General features: G+C 53.7%; 23 protein-coding genes. 11 read left to right on the forward strand and 12 right to left on the reverse strand.

Annotated features, from left to right (window positions below; translation table 11 throughout):
- The first annotated feature begins 3 nt into the window (after nt 1-3).
- The 10 genes from rpsA (at nt 4) to AC4PS7_RS04845 (ending at nt 11,181) form a co-directional block, all read left to right on the forward strand.
- Entirely contained in the window at nt 4-1,689 is a 1,686-nt protein-coding gene (gene rpsA / locus AC4PS7_RS04800) for a 30S ribosomal protein S1 (RefSeq protein WP_010211953.1), read from the forward strand.
- A gap of 162 nt (nt 1,690-1,851) precedes the next feature.
- Nucleotides 1,852-2,136, forward strand: coding sequence for a lipoprotein (locus tag AC4PS7_RS04805; RefSeq protein WP_042570764.1), 285 nt, complete (start codon nt 1,852-1,854; stop codon nt 2,134-2,136).
- Nucleotides 2,137-2,268: 132 nt separating this feature from the next.
- Nucleotides 2,269-2,565 (forward strand): integration host factor subunit beta, encoded by a 297-nt coding sequence (ihfB, locus tag AC4PS7_RS04810; protein ID WP_003218804.1) that lies wholly within the window; start codon nt 2,269-2,271, stop codon nt 2,563-2,565.
- A 20-nt stretch (nt 2,566-2,585) separates the two neighbouring features.
- A complete protein-coding gene (locus AC4PS7_RS04815; RefSeq protein WP_010211950.1) occupies nt 2,586-2,816 on the forward strand; it encodes a lipopolysaccharide assembly protein LapA domain-containing protein in 231 nt (76 codons plus the stop codon).
- 510 nt (nt 2,817-3,326) lie between these two features.
- Nucleotides 3,327-4,361 carry a polysaccharide biosynthesis protein gene (locus tag AC4PS7_RS04820; protein WP_010211948.1) on the forward strand — a complete coding sequence of 345 codons (1,035 nt, stop codon included), beginning with the start codon at nt 3,327-3,329 and terminating at the stop codon, nt 4,359-4,361.
- A 3-nt stretch (nt 4,362-4,364) separates the two neighbouring features.
- Nucleotides 4,365-5,483: a UDP-2-acetamido-2,6-beta-L-arabino-hexul-4-ose reductase gene (gene wbjC, locus AC4PS7_RS04825; RefSeq protein WP_492179149.1), complete on the forward strand. Its 1,119-nt coding sequence runs from the start codon at nt 4,365-4,367 to the stop codon at nt 5,481-5,483.
- Between the two features lie 68 nt (nt 5,484-5,551).
- A complete protein-coding gene (wecB, locus tag AC4PS7_RS04830) occupies nt 5,552-6,682 on the forward strand; it encodes a non-hydrolyzing UDP-N-acetylglucosamine 2-epimerase (RefSeq protein WP_042570765.1) in 1,131 nt (376 codons plus the stop codon).
- A 6-nt stretch (nt 6,683-6,688) separates the two neighbouring features.
- Nucleotides 6,689-7,948: a glycosyltransferase family 4 protein gene (locus tag AC4PS7_RS04835; RefSeq protein WP_031290440.1), complete on the forward strand. Its 1,260-nt coding sequence runs from the start codon at nt 6,689-6,691 to the stop codon at nt 7,946-7,948.
- A 128-nt stretch (nt 7,949-8,076) separates the two neighbouring features.
- Nucleotides 8,077-9,090 carry an MraY family glycosyltransferase gene (locus AC4PS7_RS04840; protein WP_042570766.1) on the forward strand — a complete coding sequence of 338 codons (1,014 nt, stop codon included), beginning with the start codon at nt 8,077-8,079 and terminating at the stop codon, nt 9,088-9,090.
- Between the two features lie 96 nt (nt 9,091-9,186).
- On the forward strand, nt 9,187-11,181 hold the full coding sequence (locus tag AC4PS7_RS04845) for a polysaccharide biosynthesis protein (protein ID WP_010211942.1): 1,995 nt from the start codon (nt 9,187-9,189) through the stop codon (nt 11,179-11,181).
- A gap of 73 nt (nt 11,182-11,254) precedes the next feature.
- Here the strand turns inward: AC4PS7_RS04845 and AC4PS7_RS04850 are convergent, their stop codons facing one another.
- The 11 genes from AC4PS7_RS04850 to AC4PS7_RS04900 are packed head-to-tail and all read right to left on the reverse strand — an operon-like array spanning nt 11,255 to nt 23,129.
- Nucleotides 11,255-12,472, reverse strand: a complete 1,218-nt coding sequence (locus AC4PS7_RS04850) for a glycosyltransferase family protein (protein ID WP_050513961.1) — start codon at nt 12,470-12,472, stop codon at nt 11,255-11,257.
- Nucleotides 12,465-13,262: a glycosyltransferase gene (locus AC4PS7_RS04855; RefSeq protein WP_010211940.1), complete on the reverse strand. Its 798-nt coding sequence runs from the start codon at nt 13,260-13,262 to the stop codon at nt 12,465-12,467. Before AC4PS7_RS04855 ends, AC4PS7_RS04850 begins: the two co-directional genes overlap by 8 nt.
- Before the next feature lie 42 nt (nt 13,263-13,304).
- Nucleotides 13,305-13,949 carry a DapH/DapD/GlmU-related protein gene (locus AC4PS7_RS04860; protein WP_010211938.1) on the reverse strand — a complete coding sequence of 215 codons (645 nt, stop codon included), beginning with the start codon at nt 13,947-13,949 and terminating at the stop codon, nt 13,305-13,307.
- Between the two features lie 43 nt (nt 13,950-13,992).
- Nucleotides 13,993-14,973, reverse strand: coding sequence for a glycosyltransferase family 2 protein (locus AC4PS7_RS04865; protein WP_465822452.1), 981 nt, complete (start codon nt 14,971-14,973; stop codon nt 13,993-13,995).
- The gene (locus tag AC4PS7_RS04870; protein WP_226994543.1) at nt 14,970-16,295 is read right to left on the reverse strand and encodes a hypothetical protein; all 1,326 of its coding nucleotides are present in this window, start codon (nt 16,293-16,295) and stop codon (nt 14,970-14,972) included. Before AC4PS7_RS04870 ends, AC4PS7_RS04865 begins: the two co-directional genes overlap by 4 nt.
- Nucleotides 16,277-17,209 (reverse strand): NAD-dependent epimerase/dehydratase family protein, encoded by a 933-nt coding sequence (locus AC4PS7_RS04875; RefSeq protein ID WP_492179153.1) that lies wholly within the window; start codon nt 17,207-17,209, stop codon nt 16,277-16,279. Before AC4PS7_RS04875 ends, AC4PS7_RS04870 begins: the two co-directional genes overlap by 19 nt.
- Complete coding sequence (locus tag AC4PS7_RS04880) at nt 17,209-18,924, reverse strand: thiamine pyrophosphate-binding protein (RefSeq protein ID WP_021490940.1); 1,716 nt, start codon at nt 18,922-18,924, stop codon at nt 17,209-17,211. The genes AC4PS7_RS04875 and AC4PS7_RS04880 overlap by 1 nt, the downstream gene beginning before the upstream one ends.
- 3 nt (nt 18,925-18,927) lie before the next feature.
- Nucleotides 18,928-20,241, reverse strand: a complete 1,314-nt coding sequence (rfbH, locus tag AC4PS7_RS04885; protein WP_021490939.1) for a lipopolysaccharide biosynthesis protein RfbH — start codon at nt 20,239-20,241, stop codon at nt 18,928-18,930.
- Nucleotides 20,242-20,265: 24 nt separating this feature from the next.
- A complete protein-coding gene (gene rfbG, locus AC4PS7_RS04890; RefSeq protein ID WP_042570770.1) occupies nt 20,266-21,351 on the reverse strand; it encodes a CDP-glucose 4,6-dehydratase in 1,086 nt (361 codons plus the stop codon).
- A 2-nt stretch (nt 21,352-21,353) separates the two neighbouring features.
- A complete protein-coding gene (rfbF, locus tag AC4PS7_RS04895; RefSeq protein ID WP_010211927.1) occupies nt 21,354-22,127 on the reverse strand; it encodes a glucose-1-phosphate cytidylyltransferase in 774 nt (257 codons plus the stop codon).
- 12 nt (nt 22,128-22,139) lie between these two features.
- Nucleotides 22,140-23,129, reverse strand: coding sequence for an FAD-binding oxidoreductase (locus tag AC4PS7_RS04900; RefSeq protein ID WP_010211926.1), 990 nt, complete (start codon nt 23,127-23,129; stop codon nt 22,140-22,142).
- Between the two features lie 559 nt (nt 23,130-23,688).
- Here AC4PS7_RS04900 and AC4PS7_RS04905 point away from each other — a divergent pair.
- Nucleotides 23,689-24,021 (forward strand): ComEA family DNA-binding protein, encoded by a 333-nt coding sequence (locus AC4PS7_RS04905; protein WP_010211925.1) that lies wholly within the window; start codon nt 23,689-23,691, stop codon nt 24,019-24,021.
- Between the two features lie 18 nt (nt 24,022-24,039).
- Here the strand turns inward: AC4PS7_RS04905 and AC4PS7_RS04910 are convergent, their stop codons facing one another.
- A complete protein-coding gene (locus tag AC4PS7_RS04910) occupies nt 24,040-24,618 on the reverse strand; it encodes a TetR/AcrR family transcriptional regulator (protein WP_183701450.1) in 579 nt (192 codons plus the stop codon).
- Between the last annotated feature and the right edge of the window lie 18 nt (nt 24,619-24,636).

Raw genomic sequence — 24,636 nt, forward strand, 5'->3', positions numbered from 1 at the left:
AAAATGAGCGAAAGCTTTGCGGAACTCTTTGAAGAAAGCCTAAAAACCCTGAACCTTCAGGCAGGCTCCATCATCACCGGTGTTATCGTTGATATCGATTACCAAGCTCGCTGGGTAACCGTTCACGCTGGTCTGAAGTCTGAAGCTCTGATCCCGCTGGAACAGTTCTACAACGATGCTGGTGATCTGACAATCAATGTCGGTGACGAAGTTCACGTTGCTCTGGACTCGGTTGAAGACGGTTTCGGTGAAACCAAGCTGTCCCGTGAAAAAGCCAAGCGCGCTGAATGCTGGATTGTTCTCGAAGCAGCCTTCGCAGCTGAAGAAGTGGTCAAGGGCGTTATCAACGGTAAGGTTAAAGGCGGCTTCACTGTCGACGTTAACGGCATCCGTGCGTTCCTGCCAGGTTCTTTGGTCGACGTTCGTCCTGTGCGCGACACCACGCACCTGGAAGGCAAAGAACTCGAATTCAAGGTCATCAAACTCGACCAGAAGCGCAACAACGTTGTCGTTTCCCGTCGCAGCGTCCTGGAAGCAGAGAACTCCGCCGAGCGTGAAGCTCTGCTGGAATCCCTGCAGGAAGGCCAACAAGTCAAAGGTATCGTCAAGAACCTCACCGATTACGGCGCATTCGTCGATCTGGGTGGCGTCGATGGCCTGCTGCACATTACCGACATGGCTTGGAAGCGTATCAAGCATCCTTCCGAAATCGTCAATGTTGGCGACGAGATCGATGTCAAGGTTCTGAAATACGATCGCGAGCGCAACCGTGTTTCCCTGGGCCTGAAGCAACTGGGTGAAGATCCATGGGTTGCTATCAAAGCCCGTTACCCAGAAAGCACTCGCGTTACCGCGCGTGTGACCAACCTGACCGACTACGGCTGCTTCGCTGAGCTGGAAGAAGGCGTGGAAGGCCTGGTACACGTTTCCGAAATGGACTGGACCAACAAAAACATCCACCCTTCGAAAGTCGTACAGGTCGGCGACGAAGTGGAAGTTATGGTTCTGGACATCGACGAAGAGCGTCGTCGTATCTCCCTGGGCATCAAGCAGTGCAAATCTAACCCATGGGAAGATTTCTCTGGCCAGTTCAACAAGGGCGATAAAATCTCCGGCACCATCAAGTCGATCACCGATTTCGGTATCTTCATTGGTCTGGACGGCGGCATCGACGGCCTGGTTCACCTGTCCGACATCTCCTGGAACGAAGTGGGCGAAGAAGCTGTTCGTCGTTTCAAGAAGGGCGACGAGCTGGACACCGTTATCCTGTCGGTTGACCCAGAGCGCGAGCGCATCTCCCTGGGCATCAAGCAACTGGAAAGCGATCCGTTCTCCGAGTACGTTCAAGAGAACGACAAAGGCGCCATCGTTAAAGGCACTGTGAAAGAAGTTGACGCCAAAGGCGCCATCATCGTTCTGGCCGACGATATCGAAGCGACTCTGAAAGCCTCCGAAATCAGCCGTGACCGCGTTGAAGACGCGCGCAACGTTCTGAAGGAAGGCCAGGAAGTAGAAGCCAAGATCATCAGCGTTGACCGCAAGAGCCGCGTAATCCAACTCTCCATCAAGTCGAAAGACGAAGTGGAAGAGAAAGAAGCAATCCAGAGCCTGAAATCGGCTCCGGAAGCTGCACCAGGCGAGACCACCATGGCCTCCCTGCTGCGCGAAGCAATGGCTAAGCAGAACTAAGTTCTGTCAGGCCATAGAAAAAGGGCGACTTCGGTCGCCCTTTTTTGTGCCTGAAATTCGTTGAATCAACACCGAGAACCAAGGCGTATAGCTCAGTGTCAGAACTGATTGTAGTCTTAAGAAAAAAGCGGTTCTCTTGTTGTCGCTTCAATAAGGATTTGAATGAACAGGCTTATCGTAATGCTCGCAGTGGTCGTGCTTGCGGGCTGCTCCACCACCAGCGCGAAGACCCACGCCAAGCGCGGCGTCGGCGGCATCGAGATCGATTGCTCGGGCCTGGGTAACAAGTGGGAGAAGTGTGAAAAGCGCGCTGCACGAGAGTGCAAGATGCAGGGGTACAGGGTCATCACCAAGTCCAGCGACGCCGCGGACGAAGAGGGCGACTACCTGTTCGGCTGGAACCCCGCCGGCGCAGTAACTCGCACCATGCTGGTTATCTGTAATTGATGATGGAATGCGCCTATAGGAGGTTGCCATCGGTCCTGCAGATAAGTTGTCTAACGGGCTGTTCAAATTCATCAAGTCATGCTAAAACCTTCGAAGCGCTTTTCCTAGCTGCTTGAAAAAGAAGGGAAAAATATGACGAAGTCGGAGTTGATCGAACGAATTGTCACCCATCAAGGGCTGCTCTCATCCAAGGATGTCGAGCTGGCTATCAAGACTATGCTTGAGCAAATGTCCCAATGCCTGGCGACCGGTGATCGCATTGAGATCCGTGGGTTTGGGAGTTTTTCACTTCACTATCGCGCACCGCGTGTGGGCCGTAATCCAAAAACCGGCCAGTCCGTCAGTCTTGACGGCAAATTCGTACCTCATTTCAAGCCGGGGAAGGAATTGCGTGATCGGGTGAACGAAGACGAGGAAGAAGGCGTCTGATTGACTTTCAGGAGAACGTTATGGCTAGACTCAGGCGCTTTGCATCGATTGTATCTGTTTTGTTCTTCGCGCTCGTCGTCGTTTTTTTTGTGCTCGAGAATCAGCAAGGTGCAACACTGTCGTTTTTCGGTTGGTCCACGGTTGAGCTGCCAGTTTCAGTTTTCACCTTATTGGCGTTGCTGGTGGGAATGATCGTTGGTCCGGCGATAGCGGTCGTGTTCGGTCGTAAGAAAACCCGTCAGAAGGCTTGATCGGTATGTGCTTGGGGGCTGCCGTAGTCTAATGCTTGAACCCTGCGGCGTTCTATTCTCTTGGTAGACGTAACCTGACATAAGTCTGAGTTATTCCTCCTGTTTTAAGGTGAGAGTCTTTACTGTACTGATCAGGCTGTTGAGCGTTTATCTGTATGAAAACTTTCGTCATGTCACATCAATAACCAGTAGGCGTTAATCCCCCAAGGTGTCGGGTCTGGTTCCCGTCCTCTCATTACCGTTGAGGCATGCCCTCACGCATCTGTGTTCGCTTTTGACTTTAAGGACGCAGGCCTTAAAATAGCCACCAATTTCCATGCCCTTCATCTTTAACTGCACCACACAAAGCTTATTTTTCGGGCTGTTTGCTAACGAGCTTCGACGTTTTCCTTGAACCTCTTCACCGTTGAGTATTCCGGGGCGGCATGTTGGCTTTGTTGGTCTGCAGGCATTGAGGTGAGTGGCCGACTAGAAGCTTGTCGTGCTGTGCGCGTTGCTTTAGGACTTACTATGTTCAGCGGAAAAACGCTTCTAATCACCGGTGGCACCGGTTCATTCGGCAACGCCGTCCTCAAGCGTTTCCTCGACAGTGGTATCGCAGAAATCCGCATCTTCAGTCGCGATGAGAAGAAGCAGGACGACATGCGCAAGCGCTATGCCGACACCAAGCTGAAGTTTTACATAGGTGATGTGCGCGACTACCAGAGCGTTCTCAATGCCACTCGCGGCGTGGATTACATTTTTCACGCTGCCGCGCTGAAGCAGGTGCCTTCCTGTGAGTTTCATCCCATGGAGGCGGTCAAGACCAACGTTATTGGCACTGAAAATGTCCTGGAAGCCGCTATCCAGAATTCGGTCAAACGAGTGGTTTGCCTGAGTACCGACAAGGCTGTCTACCCCATCAATGCCATGGGTATCTCCAAGGCCATGATGGAAAAAGTCATGATTGCCAAATCTCGTAACGTGGATGATGCAAAGACAGTTATCTGCGGTACTCGCTACGGTAACGTCATGGCGTCACGGGGTTCTGTAATTCCTTTGTTCATCGAGCAGATTCGTGCAGGTAACGCGTTGACGTTGACCGACCCGAGCATGACTCGCTTCATGATGACGCTGGCTGATGCCGTAGACCTTGTGTTGTATGCTTTTGAACATGGTCGCAATGGTGATCTTTTTGTTCAGAAGGCACCGGCGGCGACAGTTGAAACCCTGGCCAAGGCCTTGACCGCAATGGTCGGCAAGCCTGAGCATCCTATTCAGGTTATCGGCACTCGTCATGGCGAAAAGTTGTTTGAAGCGTTGCTGAGCCGTGAAGAAATGGCTTGCGCTGAAGACAAGGGGGATTACTACCGCATCCCCCCTGATCTGCGTGACTTGAACTATTCGAAATTCGTGGAGCAGGGGGAAGAAAAAATCTCTCGCACGGAAGACTACAACTCTCATAACACTGAAAGGTTGGATGTGGCCGGCATGCAACGGCTGCTGCTCAAGCTTGAGTTCATGAAGGCGATCCAGCGTGGCGAACTCGCTACGCCGGAGGAGTGAGTGATGAAGGTACTGATCACCGGCGCCAACGGTTTTGTCGGTAGGAACCTGATTGCGCATTTAAGTGAGCGCAATGATATCGACGTGGTCGCCTTCACCCGTGATAACAGCATCTCTCAATTGCCCGCGCTGGTTGCCGAGGTCGATTTTGTCTTCCACCTTGCAGGGGTCAATCGTCCGCAATTGTCCGATGAGTTCAAGGTGGGCAACACTGACTTGACCTTGGCCCTGTGCGACGCGATCAAAATGAGTGGCAAGCCCACTCCCGTGCTTTACACCTCCTCGACGCAGGCGGATCGAGATAATGCTTACGGTATCAGCAAGCTGGCTGCTGAGCATGCGTTGCACGATCTACAGGCGAGCCACGGTTCCAAGGTTCATGTCCTGCGCCTGCCCAACGTGTTTGGAAAATGGGCTCGGCCTGATTACAACTCGGCCGTGGCGACTTTCTGCCACAACATCACCCGAGGTCTGCCGATCCAGGTCAATGATCGACACGCGATGGTCAGCCTGGTTTACATCGACGATGTGGTCGACTGTTTCACTCAGCTAATGGACGCCGGCTCGCCTCAGGACTCAGTAGCTCAGGTGTCCCCGGTGTACAGCATTTCTGTGGGCGAGTTGGCGGATCAGTTGCATGCGTTTCGCGACAGTCGCGACACGCTGATCAGCGAGGCTGTGGGCACAGGCCTCGTGCGAGCACTTTACTCGACCTACGTCAGTTACCTGCCGGTCGAGCAATTTACCTACGACGTTCCGAAGTACGGTGACCCGCGCGGTGTTTTTGTTGAAATGCTGAAGACGCGGGACAGTGGGCAATTTTCCTATTTCACTGCCCACCCTGGCGTGACGCGTGGCGGTCATTACCACCACTCCAAGACCGAGAAATTCCTGGTAATCAAAGGCAAGGCCTGCTTTCGCTTTCGCCATATAGTATCAGGGGAGTTTTATGAGCTGTTTACCGAGGGTGAGCAGCCGCGGATAGTGGAAACGGTGCCAGGCTGGACTCACGACATTACCAATGTCGGGGAGGAAGAGATGATTGTCATGCTCTGGGCCAACGAGATCTTTGATCGTGAGCGCCCGGACACCTTTGCAATGCCGGTGGGTACTCAAGCCTGAGCATGGGTGCCTCAGGCAATGCATGGGGCGGACGGCGCCGATGCCAATGATTCTGGAAGAGTGTTGAAATGAAAAAAATGAAAGTTGTCACGGTTGTGGGGACACGCCCTGAAATCATTCGATTGTCACGAGTGATTGCCAAGCTTGACGAACACTGTGAACACATTCTGGTGCATACCGGGCAGAACTACGATTACGAATTGAACGAGATTTTTTTCCAGGACCTCGGTATTCGCAAGCCTGACCATTTTCTCAACGCTGCTGGCGCAAGTGGTGCGCAAACGATCGGCAACGTGATCATTGCGGTGGATCAGGTGCTGGAGGAGGTGAAACCCGAAGCCCTCTTGATCCTCGGTGATACCAACAGCTGCATGGCTGTGATCCCGGCCAAGCGTCGTAAGATCCCGACATTTCACATGGAAGCCGGCAATCGCTGTTTTGACATGCGCGTGCCTGAAGAAATCAATCGCCGCATTGTTGATCACACCGCTGACATCAACCTGACCTACAGCAGCATTGCGCGTGATTACCTGTTGAGCGAAGGGCTGCCGCCGGACAGGGTGATAAAGACGGGCAGTCCTATGTTTGAAGTGCTCAATTACTACCGCGATGGCATCGAGGCTTCGGATGTACTGGGGCGGCTTGGCTTGGAGGCCGGCAAGTTTTTCGTCGTGAGTGCGCATCGCGAAGAGAATATTGATTCCGACAAGAACTTCCTCAAGTTGGTCGAAGTATTGAACACCGTTGCTGCGCATTACGACTTGCCGGTGATCGTGACCACTCACCCTCGTACGCAAAAGCGCGTCGATGCCATGGGCGTTAGCTTCCACAAGAATGTGCAATTGCTCAAGCCGTTGGGGTTCAAGGACTACAACAAGTTGCAACTGACAGCCAAAGTGGTGTTGTCGGACAGCGGCACCATCAACGAAGAATCATCGATCCTCAATTTCCCCGCGCTGAATCTGCGTGAGGCCCATGAGCGGCCGGAAGGGATGGAAGAGGCGGCGGTCATGATGGTCGGTCTGGAAGTCGAGCGCGCCATGCAAGGCTTGCAGCTTCTGGAAAGCCAGGCCGCGGGGCAAGAACGGACGTTACGGCTTGTCGCGGATTACAGCATGCCCAATGTCGCTGAAAAAGTCGTTCGGATCATCCATAGTTACCGTGACTACGTCATGCGCACTGTATGGAAGCAATATTGAGTGGACATGCTCTCCCAGCAAAAGCCACTCAAGATTCTGGTGGTGACCCAGTACTTCTGGCCCGAAAATATGCGCATCAACAACATGGTCGAAGGCTTTGTCGCCAAAGGCCATGCGGTGACAGTGCTCACAGGCGTGCCCAATTATCCGGAAGGGCAGGTCTTTACCGATTTTCGGCGTGAGCCCGCGCAGTTTTCGAACTTTCGAGGGGCTCGTGTAATCAGGGTGCCGATGCTGGCGCGCGGCAAGGGCAACTTCACGCTGGCCTTGAATTACCTTTCGTATTTCAGCAGTGCCTCTATCGTGGGCAGTTACAAACTGCGTGGTGAGTCATTCGATTCGATTTTTGTGTATGGGGTATCGCCAATCATGGGGGCGATCCCGGCCCTGTTGCTTGGCCGCTTGAAAAAGGCCCCGGTACTCATTTGGGTGTTGGATCTGTGGCCGGAAAGCCTGAGGGCGGTTGGGGTTGTCAAGAGTCCCAGACTGCTTGGGCTTGTCGGCAAAGTGGTGTCCTGGATCTACAACCGTACCGATTACTTGTTGTTACAGTCGCGGTCGTTCGAGGAGAACGTCAAACAATACTGTACACGTGCAATGGGCGCAGATCGGCTCGTGTATTTTCCCAGTTGGGCTGAGGATGATTTTTCCGGCGAGGTACAGGCGTCTTCCGATCTGCTACAGAGCGACGATGCCGTGTTTACGATCCTCTTTGCCGGCAATATCGGTGATGCTCAGGATTTTCCGGCCATCATGGCTGCAGTCAAGGCTGTGAAGACAGACCTACCCGTGCGTTGGGTAATTGTGGGGGATGGCCGAGCCAGTCAATGGTTGGCCAAGCATGTGGCGGAAAACCGCATGGACAACGTCTTGCTGCTCGGCCGGCACCCTTTGGAAAAAATGCCGGCGCTGTTCGCCGTGGCTGACGCACTGCTGGTTTCGTTAAGGACAAACGACGTTTTCGAGAAAACCATCCCGGGTAAGGTCCAGGCTTACCTGGCATCGGGAAAACCCGTGATCGCCATGATTGACGGCGAAGCGGCCAACGTCGTTACCAGGTCGGGGGCAGGCATGGTCTGTGGTTCAGGCGATGCCCAGGGACTGGCAAGTATCGTGCGTACTATGGGCGCCTTGCCCAAGTCCGAGCTCGAGAGCATGGGCCTTTTGGGAAGGCGTTACTACCTTGAGCATTTTTCCAAAGAGAACTTGTTCGACCGCCTTGAAGCACTTTTCAGGAAGGCGACGTTGAGGCGGAACGAAAAATGACCGGAAATCTATGCTCACCGGCACCGCTCTTGGCAGTACAGCCTGGGCGATGCCTGCGCCAGTCAGTGTCGATCAGCAATGAATGCTAAGCCCTTTTGCCCGCATCTGTTTCAGGAACTGTTTCCTACATGACCATTTGGTTAGTGTTTACCGCCGTGCTCTCAGCATCGCTTCTATTGACTTGGGTCCTACGCCGTTATGCCCTATCGCGTAGTTTGATGGACATTCCCAATGGTCGCAGTTCGCATTCTGTACCGACGCCGCGAGGGGGGGGAGTCGCAATCGTACTGACCTACCTGGTGGCGTTGGTAGTCGTAGCTATTGCTGGCTGGATCAGTTGGGGTGTCGCGTGGCCATTGTTGGGGGCTGGGGCGTTGATCGCGGTCGTTGGTTTTCTCGACGATCATGGTCATATCGCAGCGCGCTGGCGTCTATTGGCCCACTTTGGCGCAGCGATCTGGGCGTTGGCCTGGATGGGAGGACTGCCCACGATCAGTCTTTTCGGCAATGAATTGGACCTTGGCTGGTTCGGGCACTTACTGGCAGCCTTGTATCTGGTCTGGATGCTGAACTTGTATAACTTCATGGACGGTATTGACGGTATTGCCAGCATCGAGGCCGTCTGCGCTTGTGCAGGCGCGTGCCTGGTGTACTGGCTGACTGGTCATGAAAACCTCATGCTTGCACCGATGCTGTTGGCGGTTTCGGTGCTTGGGTTTTTATACTGGAACTTCCCTCCCGCCCGCATTTTCATGGGCGATGCTGGGAGTGGCTTCCTGGGAGTGGTGATTGGCATCTTGTCGCTTCAGGCGGCGTGGGCTGCACCTGAGATGCTTTGGGTCTGGTTGATTTTGCTGGGCGTATTCGTTGTTGATGCGACCTTCACTTTAGGTCGACGCCTGTTGCGTGGGGACAAGGTCTATGAAGCGCATCGCAGTCACGCCTATCAGTTTGCATCCCGCCTAGCGGGGCGCCATTTGCCGGTTACGCTGACGGTGATGGCGATTAATTTGTTGTGGCTATTGCCTATCGCCCTCTTTGTCGGCCTGGGGTTTGACGGCGTTTTGGGGCTGCTGGTGGCGTATATTCCGTTGGTGTTGCTGGCTATCAAGTTTCACGCGGGGGAGCTTGAGAAAGCGTGATAATTGACTGGCGCTGTAGTTTCATGGGGCTGCTGCACACTCACATGACTGTCGTTTTTTGCTGGCAGTACTAGGGACTGAGGTATAAAAGGGTTTATGGATAGTTTACGTGCCCGATTGGTGGGCTTGCCGCGCAGGCAGAAACGTTTCTTGCAAGTGGCGACCGACATCGTTCTGGTATGGGCGGCGTTATGGTTGGCATTTGTCGTGCGCCTCGGGTTTGATGACCTCAACAACCCCTTCGTAGTCCATTTGTGGCTCTTTCTCAGTGCGCCGGTGATTGCCATCCCGCTTTTTATCCACTTTGGCATGTACCGGGCAGTCATGCGTTATTTCGGCAATGATGCGCTTATTGCGATCATCAAGGCCGTTAGTCTCTCCGCGTTGTTGCTGGCCCTTGTGGTGTACTTGTACAGCAATCACCAGACGGTGGTGCCACGTTCAATCGTATTCAACTATTGGTGGCTAAGCATGGTCATCATTGGCGGCTTGCGTTTGGCAATGCGTCAGTACTTTCAGGGGGACTGGTTTACCGCTGCGCAGCACGTGCCTTTCACCAGTCGTGATGATGGCCTTATCAAGGTGGCTATCTACGGGGCCGGTGCGGCGGGTAATCAATTGGTAGCGGCCTTACGCATGGGGCGGGTAATGCGTCCGGTCGCTTTTATCGATGATGACAGTGGCATCTCGGATCGCATCATTTCGGGGTTGCAGGTGTACAAACCCAAACGTATCCAGCAGATGATCGACGAGACTGGCGCTGAGGAACTGCTGCTGGCGATACCGTCATCCACGCGGGCTCGTCGCAGAGAGATACTGGGTTATCTGGAGGGTTACCCGCTGCATGTACGCAGTGTTCCCGGTTTTATGGACTTGGCCAGCGGTCGAGTCAAAGTCGACGATATCCAGGAAGTGGACATTGCCGACCTGCTGGGCAGAGATCCCGTCCCGGCGCAGCCTGAGTTGCTGGAGCGCTGCATCAAGCACCGTGTCGTGATGGTGTCCGGCGCGGGTGGCTCGATCGGATCGGAACTCTGCCGCCAGATTCTGACGCTGGAGCCTACCAGCCTGTTGTTGTTCGATCACAGTGAGTACAACCTTTACTGCATCCTCTCCGAACTTGAACAGCGCGTTCAATCAGAATCATTGAATGTAACGCTGCTGCCGATACTGGGTTCGGTGCGGCATCAGGACAAACTGCTGGAGGTCATGAATACCTGGTCGGTCGATACGGTCTACCATGCAGCAGCCTATAAACATGTGCCTATGGTGGAGCACAATATTGCCGAAGGTATTCTCAATAATGTAATTGGCACCCTTAATACCGCTCAGGCCGCCCTGCAGGCGGGTGTCGAGAACTTTGTACTTATTTCGACCGACAAGGCCGTGCGGCCAACCAACGTCATGGGTAGCACCAAACGGTTGGCGGAGCTTGTTCTGCAAGCCTTGAGCAAAGAAGTGGCACCGACGTTGTTTGGTGACGCCTCGAACATCTCGCGGGTCAACAAGACCCGTTTCACCATGGTTCGCTTTGGCAACGTGCTGGGCTCGTCAGGTTCGGTCATTCCGCTGTTCCATAAGCAGATCCAGGCCGGCGGGCCCTTGACAGTGACCCATCCGAAAATAACCCGCTATTTCATGACGATACCCGAGGCGGCACAGCTGGTTATTCAAGCGGGTTCGATGGGGCAGGGAGGGGATGTCTTCGTGCTCGACATGGGCGAGCCTGTGAAAATCGTAGAGCTTGCCGAGAAGATGATTCATCTATCTGGCCTGAGTATCCGCTCCGACACCAATCCGCATGGGGATATCCTGATCAATTTCAGTGGGCTGCGGCCCGGTGAAAAACTGTATGAAGAATTGTTAATCGGCGACAACGTGGCTGCTACTCGTCATCCGATGATCATGCGGGCCAATGAAGAACTGTTGGGGTGGGAAGTGCTCAAGGCCCGGTTGCACGGGTTGTTGACGGCGGTTGAGGCGGGTGATTTTGCGCTCGTCAGGCAGCTCTTAAAAAACACCGTCAGTGGCTACAGTCCGGAAGGTGAAATTGTCGACTGGATGCACATTCAGCGACACCGCGAAGTCTGACATCGCCATGCCGCTCTGATGGGCCTGTCTTCCGGTCCATCAGAGCTCACAATAGAGCGCGATAGCCTTTACGTTAGAGCTTCCACAACTTTTTGTTCAGTCGGAAGCTCGACAGGTAGACGAACAGCCTCGATAGGTTCATGAACCGATTGGGGCCTACCACGTACAGAATTCCCTTCAGTAAAGAATTGATGATCTGGAGCTTTCCGGAGTGAGTTTGCGCATCGCCAAACCCGGCGGGTTTGTATTGCCCACCTGCCTCGAACAAGTAGTTCTTCTTGGCAAATGTGTAAACAGGGCCGTTGGCATCAAAGGGGTCATGGCCGGTGGTTAGCTCATCCAGTACGCTGGCGTAGGCCCTTCTCAGCGTGGGGGATATGTATTTTCCATCGCTCATGTAATCAAATGCATAGGCTGCGCTGGAGGGGAAGGATGAGAAGTTGGAGAGTCGTTCTTTGTAATAGAAACTAACTTCCTGAAGGTCTTCACGTTTTTTCTCTCTTCCCGCAAATGCACGCTTGCTCAACAGTGCCGGGTTCTTCTCGTCAAACGAACTGAAGTGGAAGAAAACCAGTGGGCATTCTCCGTTTACTGTATAGCCACCCCGGCCGTCAGGCGAGAGGGTTCGTTCATGGCTATTCCAAAAAGCCACGTTGTAACCAAGATTGAATGACACGTGCAGGGTCGGGAAGAAACAGGGAGCGATACTGACCCATTTCTGATCTGTCGAAAGTCCGAATTGCGTTTCGAAATAGCAGTGCTCCAGGCAGCGCTCATTCCACCACTGGAGAAACCGTATGCCTTCTGAGGTATTGGAAACCGCGTAGAAGCCCAGGTTGAAGGAGCCAAAGCGCAGCATCCCGATATCACCTTCAACATGAGGTGTGACGTAGTGGGGCGTTAGAATGATATCCCGCGTGTCGAGCTCTCTCCATAAGCCATCGAGGCGGCTAAATACGCAGGTATCCGGGTCCAGGAAGACTACCTTGTCGTGCTGCTCAAGGAGCTTTAAGGTGATCCAGGGCTTGAGGCTGGTACTGAACTCGACGATGTCGTATTTGAAGGCGTAGTGCCGTACGTCGGCCAATCCGATCTCTTCAACCCAATAAAACTCCGCCAGGTCGGTCGGGAGGTCTATCTCGACCTTGCGATCAAAAATATAGATCTTCAGTTTCGGCTGATCGAATTTATCCAATGACTCGGCCAGCACCAGCGCCTTGGATAAATAAGCCAGATTACATACGGTAAAAATGGCTGAGCGCTCGCCGGTCATGCCTTTTTCATCAGTCACGTTTAAAAATTCCTAATGTATTGATTACCCTGACGAGGATCTGGGAGGCGCAATAGAGGGTCAGTAATCTAGTTATTCTCAGCGCGAAACCAACCTGGCGGCTCTTGAGCGCAGAAAAGATAAGTTTGAGATTCGAAGCAACAGTGTCTTTTATTCTGGACCCTGAATAGGCCCGCATTGAATACGTGCGGCCCGCGATGCGATAGCGACTATCAGCCTGCTCCGTGACATGATCGAAACCCGGTGTGGCACCGCAGACGCCAATGCGATAGCCCTTGTTTAACGAATCCAGGCAGAGCTTATAATCCACACTGTCGACGAAGTAGCTGCAGTCCATCCAATCAAGGGCATTGAGTTTATCCAGAAAGTAAAGGCTGCCGCTGTTGATAAGTAAAGGTACATCCCGTACCCGGGCGCTTCCATCGGCTTTAAAGGCAATTGCGCTGAACTCGCTGTAGGCGTCGATGTTGTCGGCATAGTTGTTTTCTATATAAGACAGTGTTTCGCTGCTGAACCCGGTGTCCTGATCAAAAAACAGCAGCGCTGAATGACCTTGTTGGTAGGCATTGGCACACACTGTTGAAATGCCGATGCCCAGCCCCAGATTTTTGCCACAGGTGAAATAATGGATGCGCGGGTCAGGCTCAGCGAGTTCTCGCACGTTGGTAACGTCAGGTGAGTTGTCGAACACGTAGACTTCAAATCCATTCGACGACGTCAATTCGAGCCTGCGCAATAATTCAGCGCCTGCGTGATAGACAACAATACCTACTGCAATCTTACGCGTCATGCCATACCTTTGATGTGTGGAGCCGCCTGTGCTGGGTCACGCTTAAACATTCAACCATTTGCTCTCTTTATCGCTCCAGACTTTCACGACCCTGGCAGGGCAGCCCACAGCAATGACATGACTGGGGATATCTTTGGTGACAATGCTGTTGGCGCCGATGATCGACCCATTGCCAATAGAGGTGTTCGGCAGTACGACGACATTGTCCCCGATCCATACGTTATCGCCAATGGTCACGGGGCCGCTGCTGGCCAGCTTTCTTTCAAAAGGTGTTTCGTAGGGGCTGGATTGGTTCTCCCCCGAGTAGGCGCCGTGGGAATGGTCGGTGATGTGAATCTTGCTGCCCATCAAGACATTGCGACCAATCGTTATTTTGTTGCAACACGCTATATGCAAATGGTCGCTGGCGGAGAAGTTCTCACCAATGTCGACCTGCGGCTGGTACTTGAACGTAAGGTATTGAGAGATCGCGTGTAGCCAGAGCCCTTCACCTACCCTGAAGTTATTACCCAGCGTAATGTGTTCCAGGCCAAAGACCTTGGGCGCACGGCCAAGGTAGGCACGTCGCCCGGGGGCTGGGAAGGCTCTGAGATGAATAAACGCTCGCCATACTAAAAGACATTGCCCGAACACCATAGGAACGATAAAGACGTGATGTTGCTTGAGTTTTTTTAAAAAATAGGACACCGCGGTCTACTCATGTTGGCTGGCGTAAACAGGTGGAAGCAAACTATTGGTTTGTCACCGGTAGAGTGCGTGTGCGTTTGAGATAGAGGTTGACCACCTTGCTGAGCATCGATCTTGGTACGACTGATATCACCATGACGATCCAGCTAGGGTAGGCTACGGAAAGCCTGAGGTCCGGTCGGTACGCTTTATAGATGCCGTAGTTTAACAACCCCCTGGCCCTCAGAGACAGCATACCCTTGATCGTGAACGCGCCGGATACTTGGCCAAAGCGGGTGCAGGCTTCAAGTTTTCCTTGCAATGAATAGCTGACCGGTAACGAAAATATAAAGTTAACCCAGCAGGTCAGGCCGATCTTGAATATTTTTTCTGTGTGGGCCCAGCTGGTTTTTGTGAGGTGCGGGCTTTCAAGTGACGTAATGGACACCTGGGGTAACCAATGAATTTGAAAGGGGCGGTTCGCAATAGACTCGAAGATGATACCTGTTTGTATGAAGTTTGAATCGTGATAGCGAGAAAAGTTGGCATCATTTATCAGTGCTTTGCTATAGATCAAGCAACTCATGCAGCTCATGAGCCCTGCGAGATCTTGTAACAATGCATTGGCGTCTTGATAGGTGGATTCTGGCGTTTCAATCTTGCCCACCAGATTTACCAGTACGGCGTCGTAAGGGGTGTTTGTATTTAAGCGAGTCAATACCTTGTCGAGGTCGTCGGCACAGAATTGAGAGGTATCGCCCAACAGCCATGTGTACGCGGTGTCCGATAAAGACAGTGCTTTTTCAAAGTTTAAATCAGCACCCAGGTTTTCGTGGTTACGTGAGTAGTGCAACAGGGGGTATTCGGCTTTCCATTTCTCGACAACCTGAAAGGTTTCATCTGTCGAGGCATTATCGGAAATGAAAATTTGAATGTTGTGGTGCTTTAGTATCGGCAGGTGTGCGGCCAGCGAACTGTCAAGGAAGTCCGCTCGGTTGTAGGTAGGCAGTGCAATGGACAATACAGGGTTAGGCTGAAGACTCATGATGAACGCCTTTTGAAAGATCTAAAAATCCAATAAACCCACGGCAAGACCAAGACGTACGCACTTGTGAAGCCAGAAAACAGGTATTCGAATGGAAGGTACTTGGCAGCTAGTAAGGTAGTGATCGCGACATATAGCCCGTTGACGACCGATACCACGACCAATGGTTCTTTTTTATAGGCCCTCATGTAGATTGCCATTGCATTGACGATTAACTGCATCAGCCATCCTGTACTGACCATCAACAGAGGGAGGGTGGGCAGCAGGCGGTTCTCTATCAACGGCTGGCCCTCCATCAGCCATAGGCCAGTGAAGAGCGTTACCATACCCATTGCATAAGTCGCTATTGCCAGTGCTAAGCCTTTTTTGAAGGCTTGATCGAGCGCCGTTGTATTACGATGGGCCGCATACATATTTATTTTTGGGGTGATAATGGTTACCCATATGTTCGCGATGCTGAACATGGCCATGCAAATCGCCATTGAAAAGCCAACTTGGCCCGCTTGTACGGCCCCGTGATAGCTGAAGGACAGGGGGGTAAATATAGACAGTACAAAATAGCCGCTGATCCAGCTCAATGCGAAGCGCCACAGGAGCGGCATTATTTCCTTGAACCAAGGGTGGCTGTTGACTTTTGTCAGTTTATAAAGCTGTCCCAACATGGCTTTGTAGCGATGAAGGATTATTGAGGTGCCTGCCAGTGCACCGGCTAATAACGAAAAGGCCAGAGCATACAAGTCTGCGCCGCTGATCAGCAGGATGACGGTCACGCACACACTGATCACGCTGATGTGGAAACGAATTTTCTGAATGTCACCAACACTGTCGCATCCTTCGATGAATGACAGTGCAATGCTATTAATGAATACAATGACGGATGCCACACCGTACACCAACCACGGTAGTTGCCAGTTGACCAGGGAGGTCTTTCCATTGAGTATGAAATACCCGATCAACAGCACGGCCGGGAAAACAACGAGCGCCATGGCGCCGGCCCAGCGCATGGCGAACGATAATAATGTCGCCAATCGGCTGATGTGCTCAGGTGTGCCACAAAGTTCTTTCTGATTGTTGAACTTGAGGTGTGCAAACTCATGCGAGGCGAACAATAGCAGTACGGCAGAAAATCCCATGTCTGCGAACACGGCGAGTGCGGCCATACTGATGAAGGTGTACCAGTATCCTTGGGCTTCGGACGACAGGTAAAGGGGGACTAGGATGAGCAACGCAGGTCCCGAGAGTAATCGCCATAACTGATTTATTGCAGTGTTGCGAAAGTCATGATCGAATATTTTTTTATAGTTCATTTGATGAATTGACATCTTTCGATTTCATGAGTCAATCCTTCAATGGAATTGAAATGTGGGGTGTAGCCCAATGTCGATGCCATTCTGTTTTCGGAGTAATAGTGCTGCTTTGCGCCGGTAGCATTAATGTGTTGGGTGGCTTTTTCGGTGGTGTATTGCAGGCCGAAATTACTCTGAAGATGGTCGAGTATTGAGAACTTTTCGGCTGGGGCTTTGGTATAGCAATCGACAGCTATATTGAGGTCGCCATTGAAGGCCAATGCCTTGGATATCAGCGTGTAAAAGTCCAAAGGGGTTATGTAGTCACGAAACATGTTGGCGGGAGACGTCGTCAGTACGGTGTTGTCCTTGATTGCGCGGACAGCGTCGGTCATGAAGTAACGTGCACTCAAGTCTTGTGTGTGACTGAAGTAGTTGAATACCCGGATATCCACAATGCTAAGACCCTGAAGCGCTCGGTGCCTCGTCTCGGCATAAAACTTTGCGACAGCGTACCAATCCGTTGTTTTCAAATTGTTTATGTCAAACGTGGCGAGTGTCTGGGCTTGCGCGGGGGTTTCGAAATCACCGCCATAAGCTGCACCACTGCTCAGAAATATATAGCGGCACTTGTTGTTGGCTTTGAGATAGTCGAGTGCGAGTTTGTCATACTCATAGGTGATATCGAAAATGGCAGACCCCATTTTCGATGCCACTGCAGGGTCACCGACCCCTACAAAGTTAATGATTGCATCGAACGCAGTGTTGCGATCGAAATCGGCGTATTCAAAGATTTTGATACTTCGTTGTCCTGTGGGTATCAATGCCGATGTGTCGAGTTTGTTTTTGTCCCGCACGAACAGGCTCAGGTCGAACGTTCGAGCTGCGGCGAGTGAACGGGTCAGGTCCTGGGCAATTTGGCTGTTCGCGCCGAATATTGCGATGTGCATCAGCGTGCTGTCCGCGTTTTTTCAGGCAACTGCTGATCAATCGAGCGGCCAAATTCCAGCCGAGGACGGCATTCTCGGGCGTCGGGCATCATCAGTTCGATCAGTGCGGGACGGGGTGATTCAATAAACATCCCGACCTGCGCCGCAAATTCCTCATGGGTGCTCACGACCGTGGAGCTGATGCCGTAAGCCTCACCAATGGCTTTGAACTGTGAGGTGTAGCCGTTCCAGTAGGTCGACGAGTTACGGCCTTCGAAATACATTTCCTGGAACCCGCGGACCATTCCCAGAGAGTGATTGTTAAGCACAATGATCAAGACGGGCAGTTGATCGCGGGCGATGATATCCAGTTCCTGGATATTGAGCTGGGCGCCCCCGTCACCTGTTATGACAATGACAGGTTTGTTGCCTGCATTGCAGGCGCCAATGGCCGCGGGGATCGCGAACCCCATGGTGCCCAGGCCACCTGAGTGGTGCATGGATTGGCCAGGGCTCAATCGCAACGTGTGTGCTGCCCACATCTGATTGTTGCCGACGTCGGCAACGAAATCGACACCATGCCCTTTGGTCAAAGCGCCAAGGGTTGAGCAGATGACGAAGGGGCTCACTGACCAATCAGTGTATTCATCGACAAAGCTCTGATCGAAATCAGCTCGCAAATCAGCAGCCCAGGCATTCCATGCCGCGTTTTCTTGCACTTCGCAAAGGGGGAAGTCTGCGAAGAAGGTGTTCAGTTCCATCACGTAGGAGGCGTGCGCCTTAACGCGGTTGTTCAGTTGCCCTTCCATCAGGTCGATCTGGAAAACCTTGGCTTTGCGGGCGAAGTCCTCGGGTTTGGCACCGGTTTGCCGAACATCCAGGCGGCTGCCCAGTACCAACAGAAAGTCGCAATTCTGCACGGCATGATTGGCTGCACGCGTTCCATAAGCGCCGAGCATGCCCAGGTAATTGGCGCTCGCCGGGATCTTTTCAGCCCCTTTCAAGCTAGCTACGTAAGGGATACCAGACGTCTCCAACTGATTGAGCCAATGTGCGAAGTTAGGCGTGTTGACGGCCCCCCCGCCCAGCAGGATCAACGGGTTCCGAGCGCAAGCCAGTGCATTGCTGATCGTCTCGAGGTCGGCTGCTTGCAGTGGCGCTGCAATCTGTTGCTCGCAAGGCATCAAAAACGCGCTGACCGCGGCATCATCGATGTCGGTTCGCTGAATATCCATCGGGATATCCAGCAGTACCGGGCCTGGTCGTCCTTCCCTGGCGAGGTCGATAGCCTTTTGCAAACACGGAAGCAACTCGTCTACATGCCTGACCTGATAGGCGTACTTGGTAATACTGCTGACCAGCGCCACGCTATCCAGCTCCTGGAAACCCTGTTGGCGGATATTTCTCTCGCCCTTGAGTTCGTAGGTGTTGACCTGGCCCGTCAAGAAAAGACACGGATGGCTATCAAGCCAGCAATCGGCGATGCCGGTGATCAGGTTGGTGGCGCCGGGACCACTTGTGCCCAAGGCGACGCCGAGCACTTCGTGATGTGTGGCGCGGGAAACTGCGGATGCAGCAAACGCGGCCCCTTGCTCATGGTGAACCGAGACCAGTTTGGTCTTGCCCAACTGATTGATGCTGTCAACCAGGTGCGTGATCATTCCGCCGATCAACTCATAACCATACAGAACCTTGTTCTGCGCAAGAACCAACGCTACCGCATCTGATGCTTTCATTGTTTAGAAACCGATCCCGAAAAACTCTTCCAGCTTTTCACCCACAAAATCGAAATGTTCCTGGCCCAACGAAGGCTGTACACCGAGCCAGAAGGTCTGATTCATGGTGCGGTCGGTATTCGTCAGTTCGCCAACCACACGGTACTCCAGGTTCTGGAAGTAAGGCTGGCGTGTCAGGTTGCCGGCGAATAGCAGGCGCGTGCCGATTTTGTGCTGGTCAAGGTACTTGAGCAGGTCGACTCGTTTGACCCCGCTGCTTTCCTTGAGCGTCACCGGGAAACCGAACCACGATGGGTCGCTGTTAGGGGTTGCCTCGGCAATTTCGAGGAATTCGGACAGGCTGGACAAGCGCTCCTTGAGCAGCGCGAAGTTGCGCTTGCGCGTATCGATGAAGTCCTGGGCGCGTTCGAGCTGGGCCAGGCCGCAGGCGGCTTGCATGTCGGTGATTTTCAGGTTGTAGCCCAAATGCGCGTACACGTACTTGTGGTCATAACCTTGGGGCAAGCTGCCATATTGCTGGCCGAAACGGTCGCCGCAGGTGTTGTCACAACCCGGTGCGCAGTAGCAATCGCGGCCCCAGTCGCGGAACGACTCGGCAATCACCTTGAGCATCGGGTTGTTGGTGAACACTGCACCACCTTCGCCCATGGTGATGTGGTGCGCGGGGTAGAAGCTGAGGGTGGCGATGTCACCGAAAGTGCCTACCAGCTTACCGTCATAGGTTGCACCCAAGGCATCACAGCAGTCCTCCACCAGCCACAGGTTGTACTTTTCGCACAGGGCTTTGACCTTGCCCAGGTTGAATGGGTTGCCCAGGGTGTGGGCAAGCATGATTGCCTTGGTTTTTGGCGTGATGGCCGCTTCGATCAGGTCGGCGTTGATGTTGTGGGTGGCCATGTCAACGTCAACGAACACCGGGATCGCGCCGAATTGAACGATGGGGTTGACCGTGGTCGGGAAGCCCGCAGCCACGCCAATCACTTCATCGCCTTTCTTGATCGCGCGCTCACCGAGTTTGGGTGAGGTCAGGGTGCTGAAGGCAACCAGGTTGGCGGAAGAGCCGGAGTTGACCGACAGTAGGAATTTGACACCGATGAACTCAGCGAGCTTTTTCTCGAATTCGGCATTGAAACGGCCAGTGGTCAGCCATCCATCCAGGGAGGCCTCGACCATCAACTGCAACTCCCGCGCACCGATCACTTTGCCGGACGGTGGAATGACAGTTTCGCCGGCCACGAACGGCTTGCTCGCCAATGCAATGTTGGCGTACTGCTCGACGAGCTTGCTGATTTCCTGACGGAGCATATCGGGTGTCATGAAAAATCCTGCTAAAAAATAGAGTTAGTTGCTGCTGGCATGCATGGCGAGCATGTAGGCATTGATTTCTTCCAGGCAAAGGGCCTGCATGTCGTTGCCGCTCAACCAGGCACGATGCCAGGTAACAATCCGGGCGAGCGTGGTTTCGAGGTTCCAGCTGGGGGCCCAGTGCAAGTGGGCGCGCGCCTTGGAAATATCTAGCTTGAGGTAGTTGGCCTCATGCGGTTGCGGGTCCTGGTCCAGTTGCCAACGGGCACCTGTACCCCAAGCCTGTACCATGTGATCGATGATCCACTCCACAGGGCGTGCATCTTCATCCTTGGGACCGAAATTCCAGCCCTGGGCAAAACGATGCCCATGGGTCCAGAGATGTTGTGCCAACACAAGGTAACCGCTCAGCGGCTCCAGCACGTGTTGCCACGGCCGGGTGGACTTCGGATTGCGTATCGTGACGGGCTGACCCTTCTCGAAGGCACCGAGAATATCAGGTATCAGCCGGTCTTCCGCCCAATCGCCGCCGCCAATCACATTGCCGGCCCTGCCGGACGCCAACGCAGCACCTTGCGGGTCATTGAAAAATGACTTGCGGTAGGCGCTGGTGATCAGCTCCACGCAGCCTTTGCTGTTGCTGTACGGGTCGTGACCACCCATGGGTTCGTCTTCACGATAGCCCCATTCCCACTCACGGTTTTCATAGCATTTGTCGGTGGTGACGTTGACGATAGCCCGCAGGTTGGGGCATTGGCGTGCGGCTTCCAGCACATGCAGGGTGCCCATTACGTTAGTGGCGTAGGTCTCGACGGGTTCGCGATAGGACAAACGGACCAACGGCTGCGCCGCCATGTGGATCAACACGTCGGGGTTGAAGCTCACCATGCTTTGGGCGATTACTGCGCGATCACGAATATCGCCTTGCTCCGACTCCATGCCTTGGGCCACCTTGGCCTCGACGAACAGGGCAGGGTGTGTCGGTGGCGCCAGGGCAAACCCCTTAACCTGCGCGCCCATGCTCGTTAGCCATAGCGCCAGCCAGCTACCTTTGAACCCGGTATGGCCGGTCAGGAAGACTCTTTTGCCTTGCCAGAAGGTAGGAGAAACGGTCGACTTCATATTCAGTCCCAGGATTTCCAGGGAGCTTTGCCAGACTGCCAAAGATCTTCCAGGTAGTGTTTGTCACGCAGCGTATCCATAGGTTGCCAGAACCCCGGGTGTTCGTAGGCCATGAGTTGGCCCTCGGCTGCAAGCTTCATCAGCGGCTCTTGTTCCCAGGTTGTGCTGTCGTCCTCCAGGTACTGGAGAACCGTGGGGCTCAAGACGAAGAAGCCGCCGTTGATCAGCGCGCCATCTCCTTTGGGTTTTTCCTTGAAGTTCAGCACTTGGCCTTTCTGGATATCCAGTGCGCCAAAACGGCCGGGGGGGAACGTTGCGGTGAGCGTTGCCGCCTTGCCATGTGCCTTGTGAAAGGCCAGGGTCGCGCTGATATCAAGATCGCTGACACCATCGCCATAAGTGAAGCAAAAGGCTTCTTCGTCCTTGACGTAGTCGGCGACACGACGCAGGCGACCGCCAGTCATGGACTCGTCGCCAGTATCGACCAGGGTGATGTTCCAGTCTTCAGCACGTTGGTCGTGCACTTTCATGGTGTTGTCGCGCATGTTGAACGTGACGTCGGACATGTGCAGGAAGTAGTTGGCAAAATACTCCTTGATCACATAGCCCTTGTAGCCGCAGCAGATAATGAAGTCATTGATGCCATGCGCGGAGTACATCTTCAGGATGTGCCAGAGGATGGGTTTGCCGCCGATCTCGACCATGGGTTTGGGGCGCACGCTGGTTTCTTCGCTTAGCCGTGTTCCCAGGCCACCGGCCAAAATAACTGCTTTCATGCTGTCTCCGGGTCAATTCGAGCTTACAAAGGCATCAGAATGGAAATGTTTGAGGGGCAGGCCAGCCTGTGTCAGCATCTCGCGCGCCGTATGGATCATGGCTTCAGAGCCACAGGCATAGACCGAGGTATCGGCCAGGTCAAGGTTTTCTGCAAGGACGGCCTGTTGAACGTATCCGGTGGCGCCTGGCCAGTGTTTACCCGCGCGTGAAAGCACGGGGCGGTAAGTCATGCCCAGCGTCGGGAAGTCAGGGAGCCAGTACAAGTCGTTTTCCGTACGCCCCCCCCAATAAACGTAAACGCGCTTGCCGATGAGGGGTTCGGATGTACTCGCCAAGGCTTCGAGCATGGCCTTTACGGGGGCGATCCCGGTACCTGTCGCCATGAACACCAAGTTTGTAGTGCTGGCGTTACGCAGGCAGAAGGTGCCAAGTGGGCCTTCCAGCCTCAGCAGGTCATTGACTTGGGCTTCACCAAACCAATACTGGCTCATCACTCCATCAGGTACTTGGCGGATATGCAGTTCGAGCTTGGCATCCTCGCGTACGGCGTTGGCAATCGAATAACTGCGGCGCACACCGTCTTTGCCTATGACGTCGATGTACTGCCCAGGAAGGTAGAACAGCGCGCTTTTGGGCGGTGTCCTGAGGACGACCCGTACCACGTCGTCCGCTAGGCGCTCCAGTGTATCGAGGCGGCAAGGCATGGTTTTGATCTGGATGTCGGCCAGCAAGCCCAAGTCTTCGATATCCAGTTCAACATCAGTCAACGCTGCTCGGCAGCACGTCAGGATGGCGCCGTTGGCACGCTCTTCGTCCGTAAGGGCGAGTTCTGGTTGCATCACCTCTGTATCACCCTGGAGCACGTTGGCCTTGCAGACGCCGCAACGACCGGTACGGCAGCTGTATTCCAGTACGGTACCTTGTGACTTTGCACACTCCAGAAGGCTTTTGCCGGATTCACCCGTGAATGACTTGTGGTTCGACAGCGTGACAATAGACATGCGTCAGGCACCACGCTCAACGTTGACGTCACAAGGATTCAATTCATCCCCTGACATGTGGGGAGCGGTGCACCTCTGCCCGAAGCTTTTGATACCCATGTACGTTTACATCTCCTGTCGTCATTACGCCGAACGTCATACCGCATTCAACGCGCAGACTACACCCCTGATGAGGGGCATTTTTAGTAGAGTTCAAAGCGGATAGAAGCAACCAGCGCTAACGCCCCACCGTTGAATCGCATACATAACAAACGGCAACATCGCAGTGAGTTGCCGTGTATTTAATAGTGAACGACCCGATGAGGCTTGCACTGTGTCGACCGGCGTTTAAGTTCGCATTGCGGCCGGGCTGCCCATAAGTGGCGGCAATTCTACCTGTTTGGGACCTTAACTGGAAATGCAGGATGGACGAGGCCTGAGCAGGCCGTCTCACTGGCCTTGCGGGTTGCGGTCATACTCTGTAACCCACCCGTTTTTGACTCCTACCCAACATCACCTAAGTTTGGGAGGCAGCTTAGGAAAGCTGCTTTTCCCTCATCGATGTCATGGAGCGTCACCAATGCAAAACACCTACATCTGCGCCCTTATCTTCGCGTTTCTCACCAGCATCTCCGCTACGACCACCGCAGCCCCTTCCATCAAGCCCGAAGCCCCAACCCCTATCGCCACTCAGATGTCCAAGGCCGAGCAATCCGCCAAGGTCAACCTGAACGCCGCCGATGCCGAAACCCTGCGCCGTGATCTCTTCGGCATCGGGGCTGCCAAGGCCAGGGCGATCGTTGCGTATCGCGAAAGCAATGGGCCGTTCACGGCGGTAGATGAGTTGTTGGAAGTGAAGGGGATTGGTAAGGCTTTGCTGGAGAAGAACCGCGAAAGGCTGGTGATCAATTAAGTCAGGCGAGAAAGCCGGTCACTGACCGGCTTTTTCACGCGTTGAAACCTGGGTTTTCAAATGCTCTCGCACAACCTCCAAGATTCGCATAGCCAATGCCGGATCTTCGACACTCCTGGCGAGCACCAATGCTCCGACCAGCGTCGACATCATCACCAGGCTTTGTGCATCACTCCGTCCATCCGCTAAAGCCGTATCAATCTGCTTTAGCCGCGCGTCGAGTACTGCGTCCGTCGTTGTACTGTGCTGGCCCCTTAGGCCGAGTTCGGAGGACATGGTAGGCAGTGGGCAGCCTTGGTCCGGAGACGTCATGTGCCATTTCGAGAGGTAACTGTCGATAAAGGCTTCCAGCGGCCGCTCCTGGCTGAACAGCATTTCGCAATGAGCATCCAGCTCTGCCGCAGCCGCCTGCAGCGCCTTCTCCACCAACTCATCCTTGGATTTGAAGTGTGCATAAAACCCACCATGCGTCAGGTTCAGCGCCTTCATCAATGGCTGTAAACCAGTCGCGCCGATGCCGTCGCGTCGAAAGCGTACGGAGGCTTCCTTGATGATGCGTTGATGGGTCTGGGCTTTGTGGTCGGGTGAGTAACGCATGGGGCGGCCTCAGTGACA

It is taken from the genome of Pseudomonas sp. DW-iso3 (assembly GCF_058725305.1).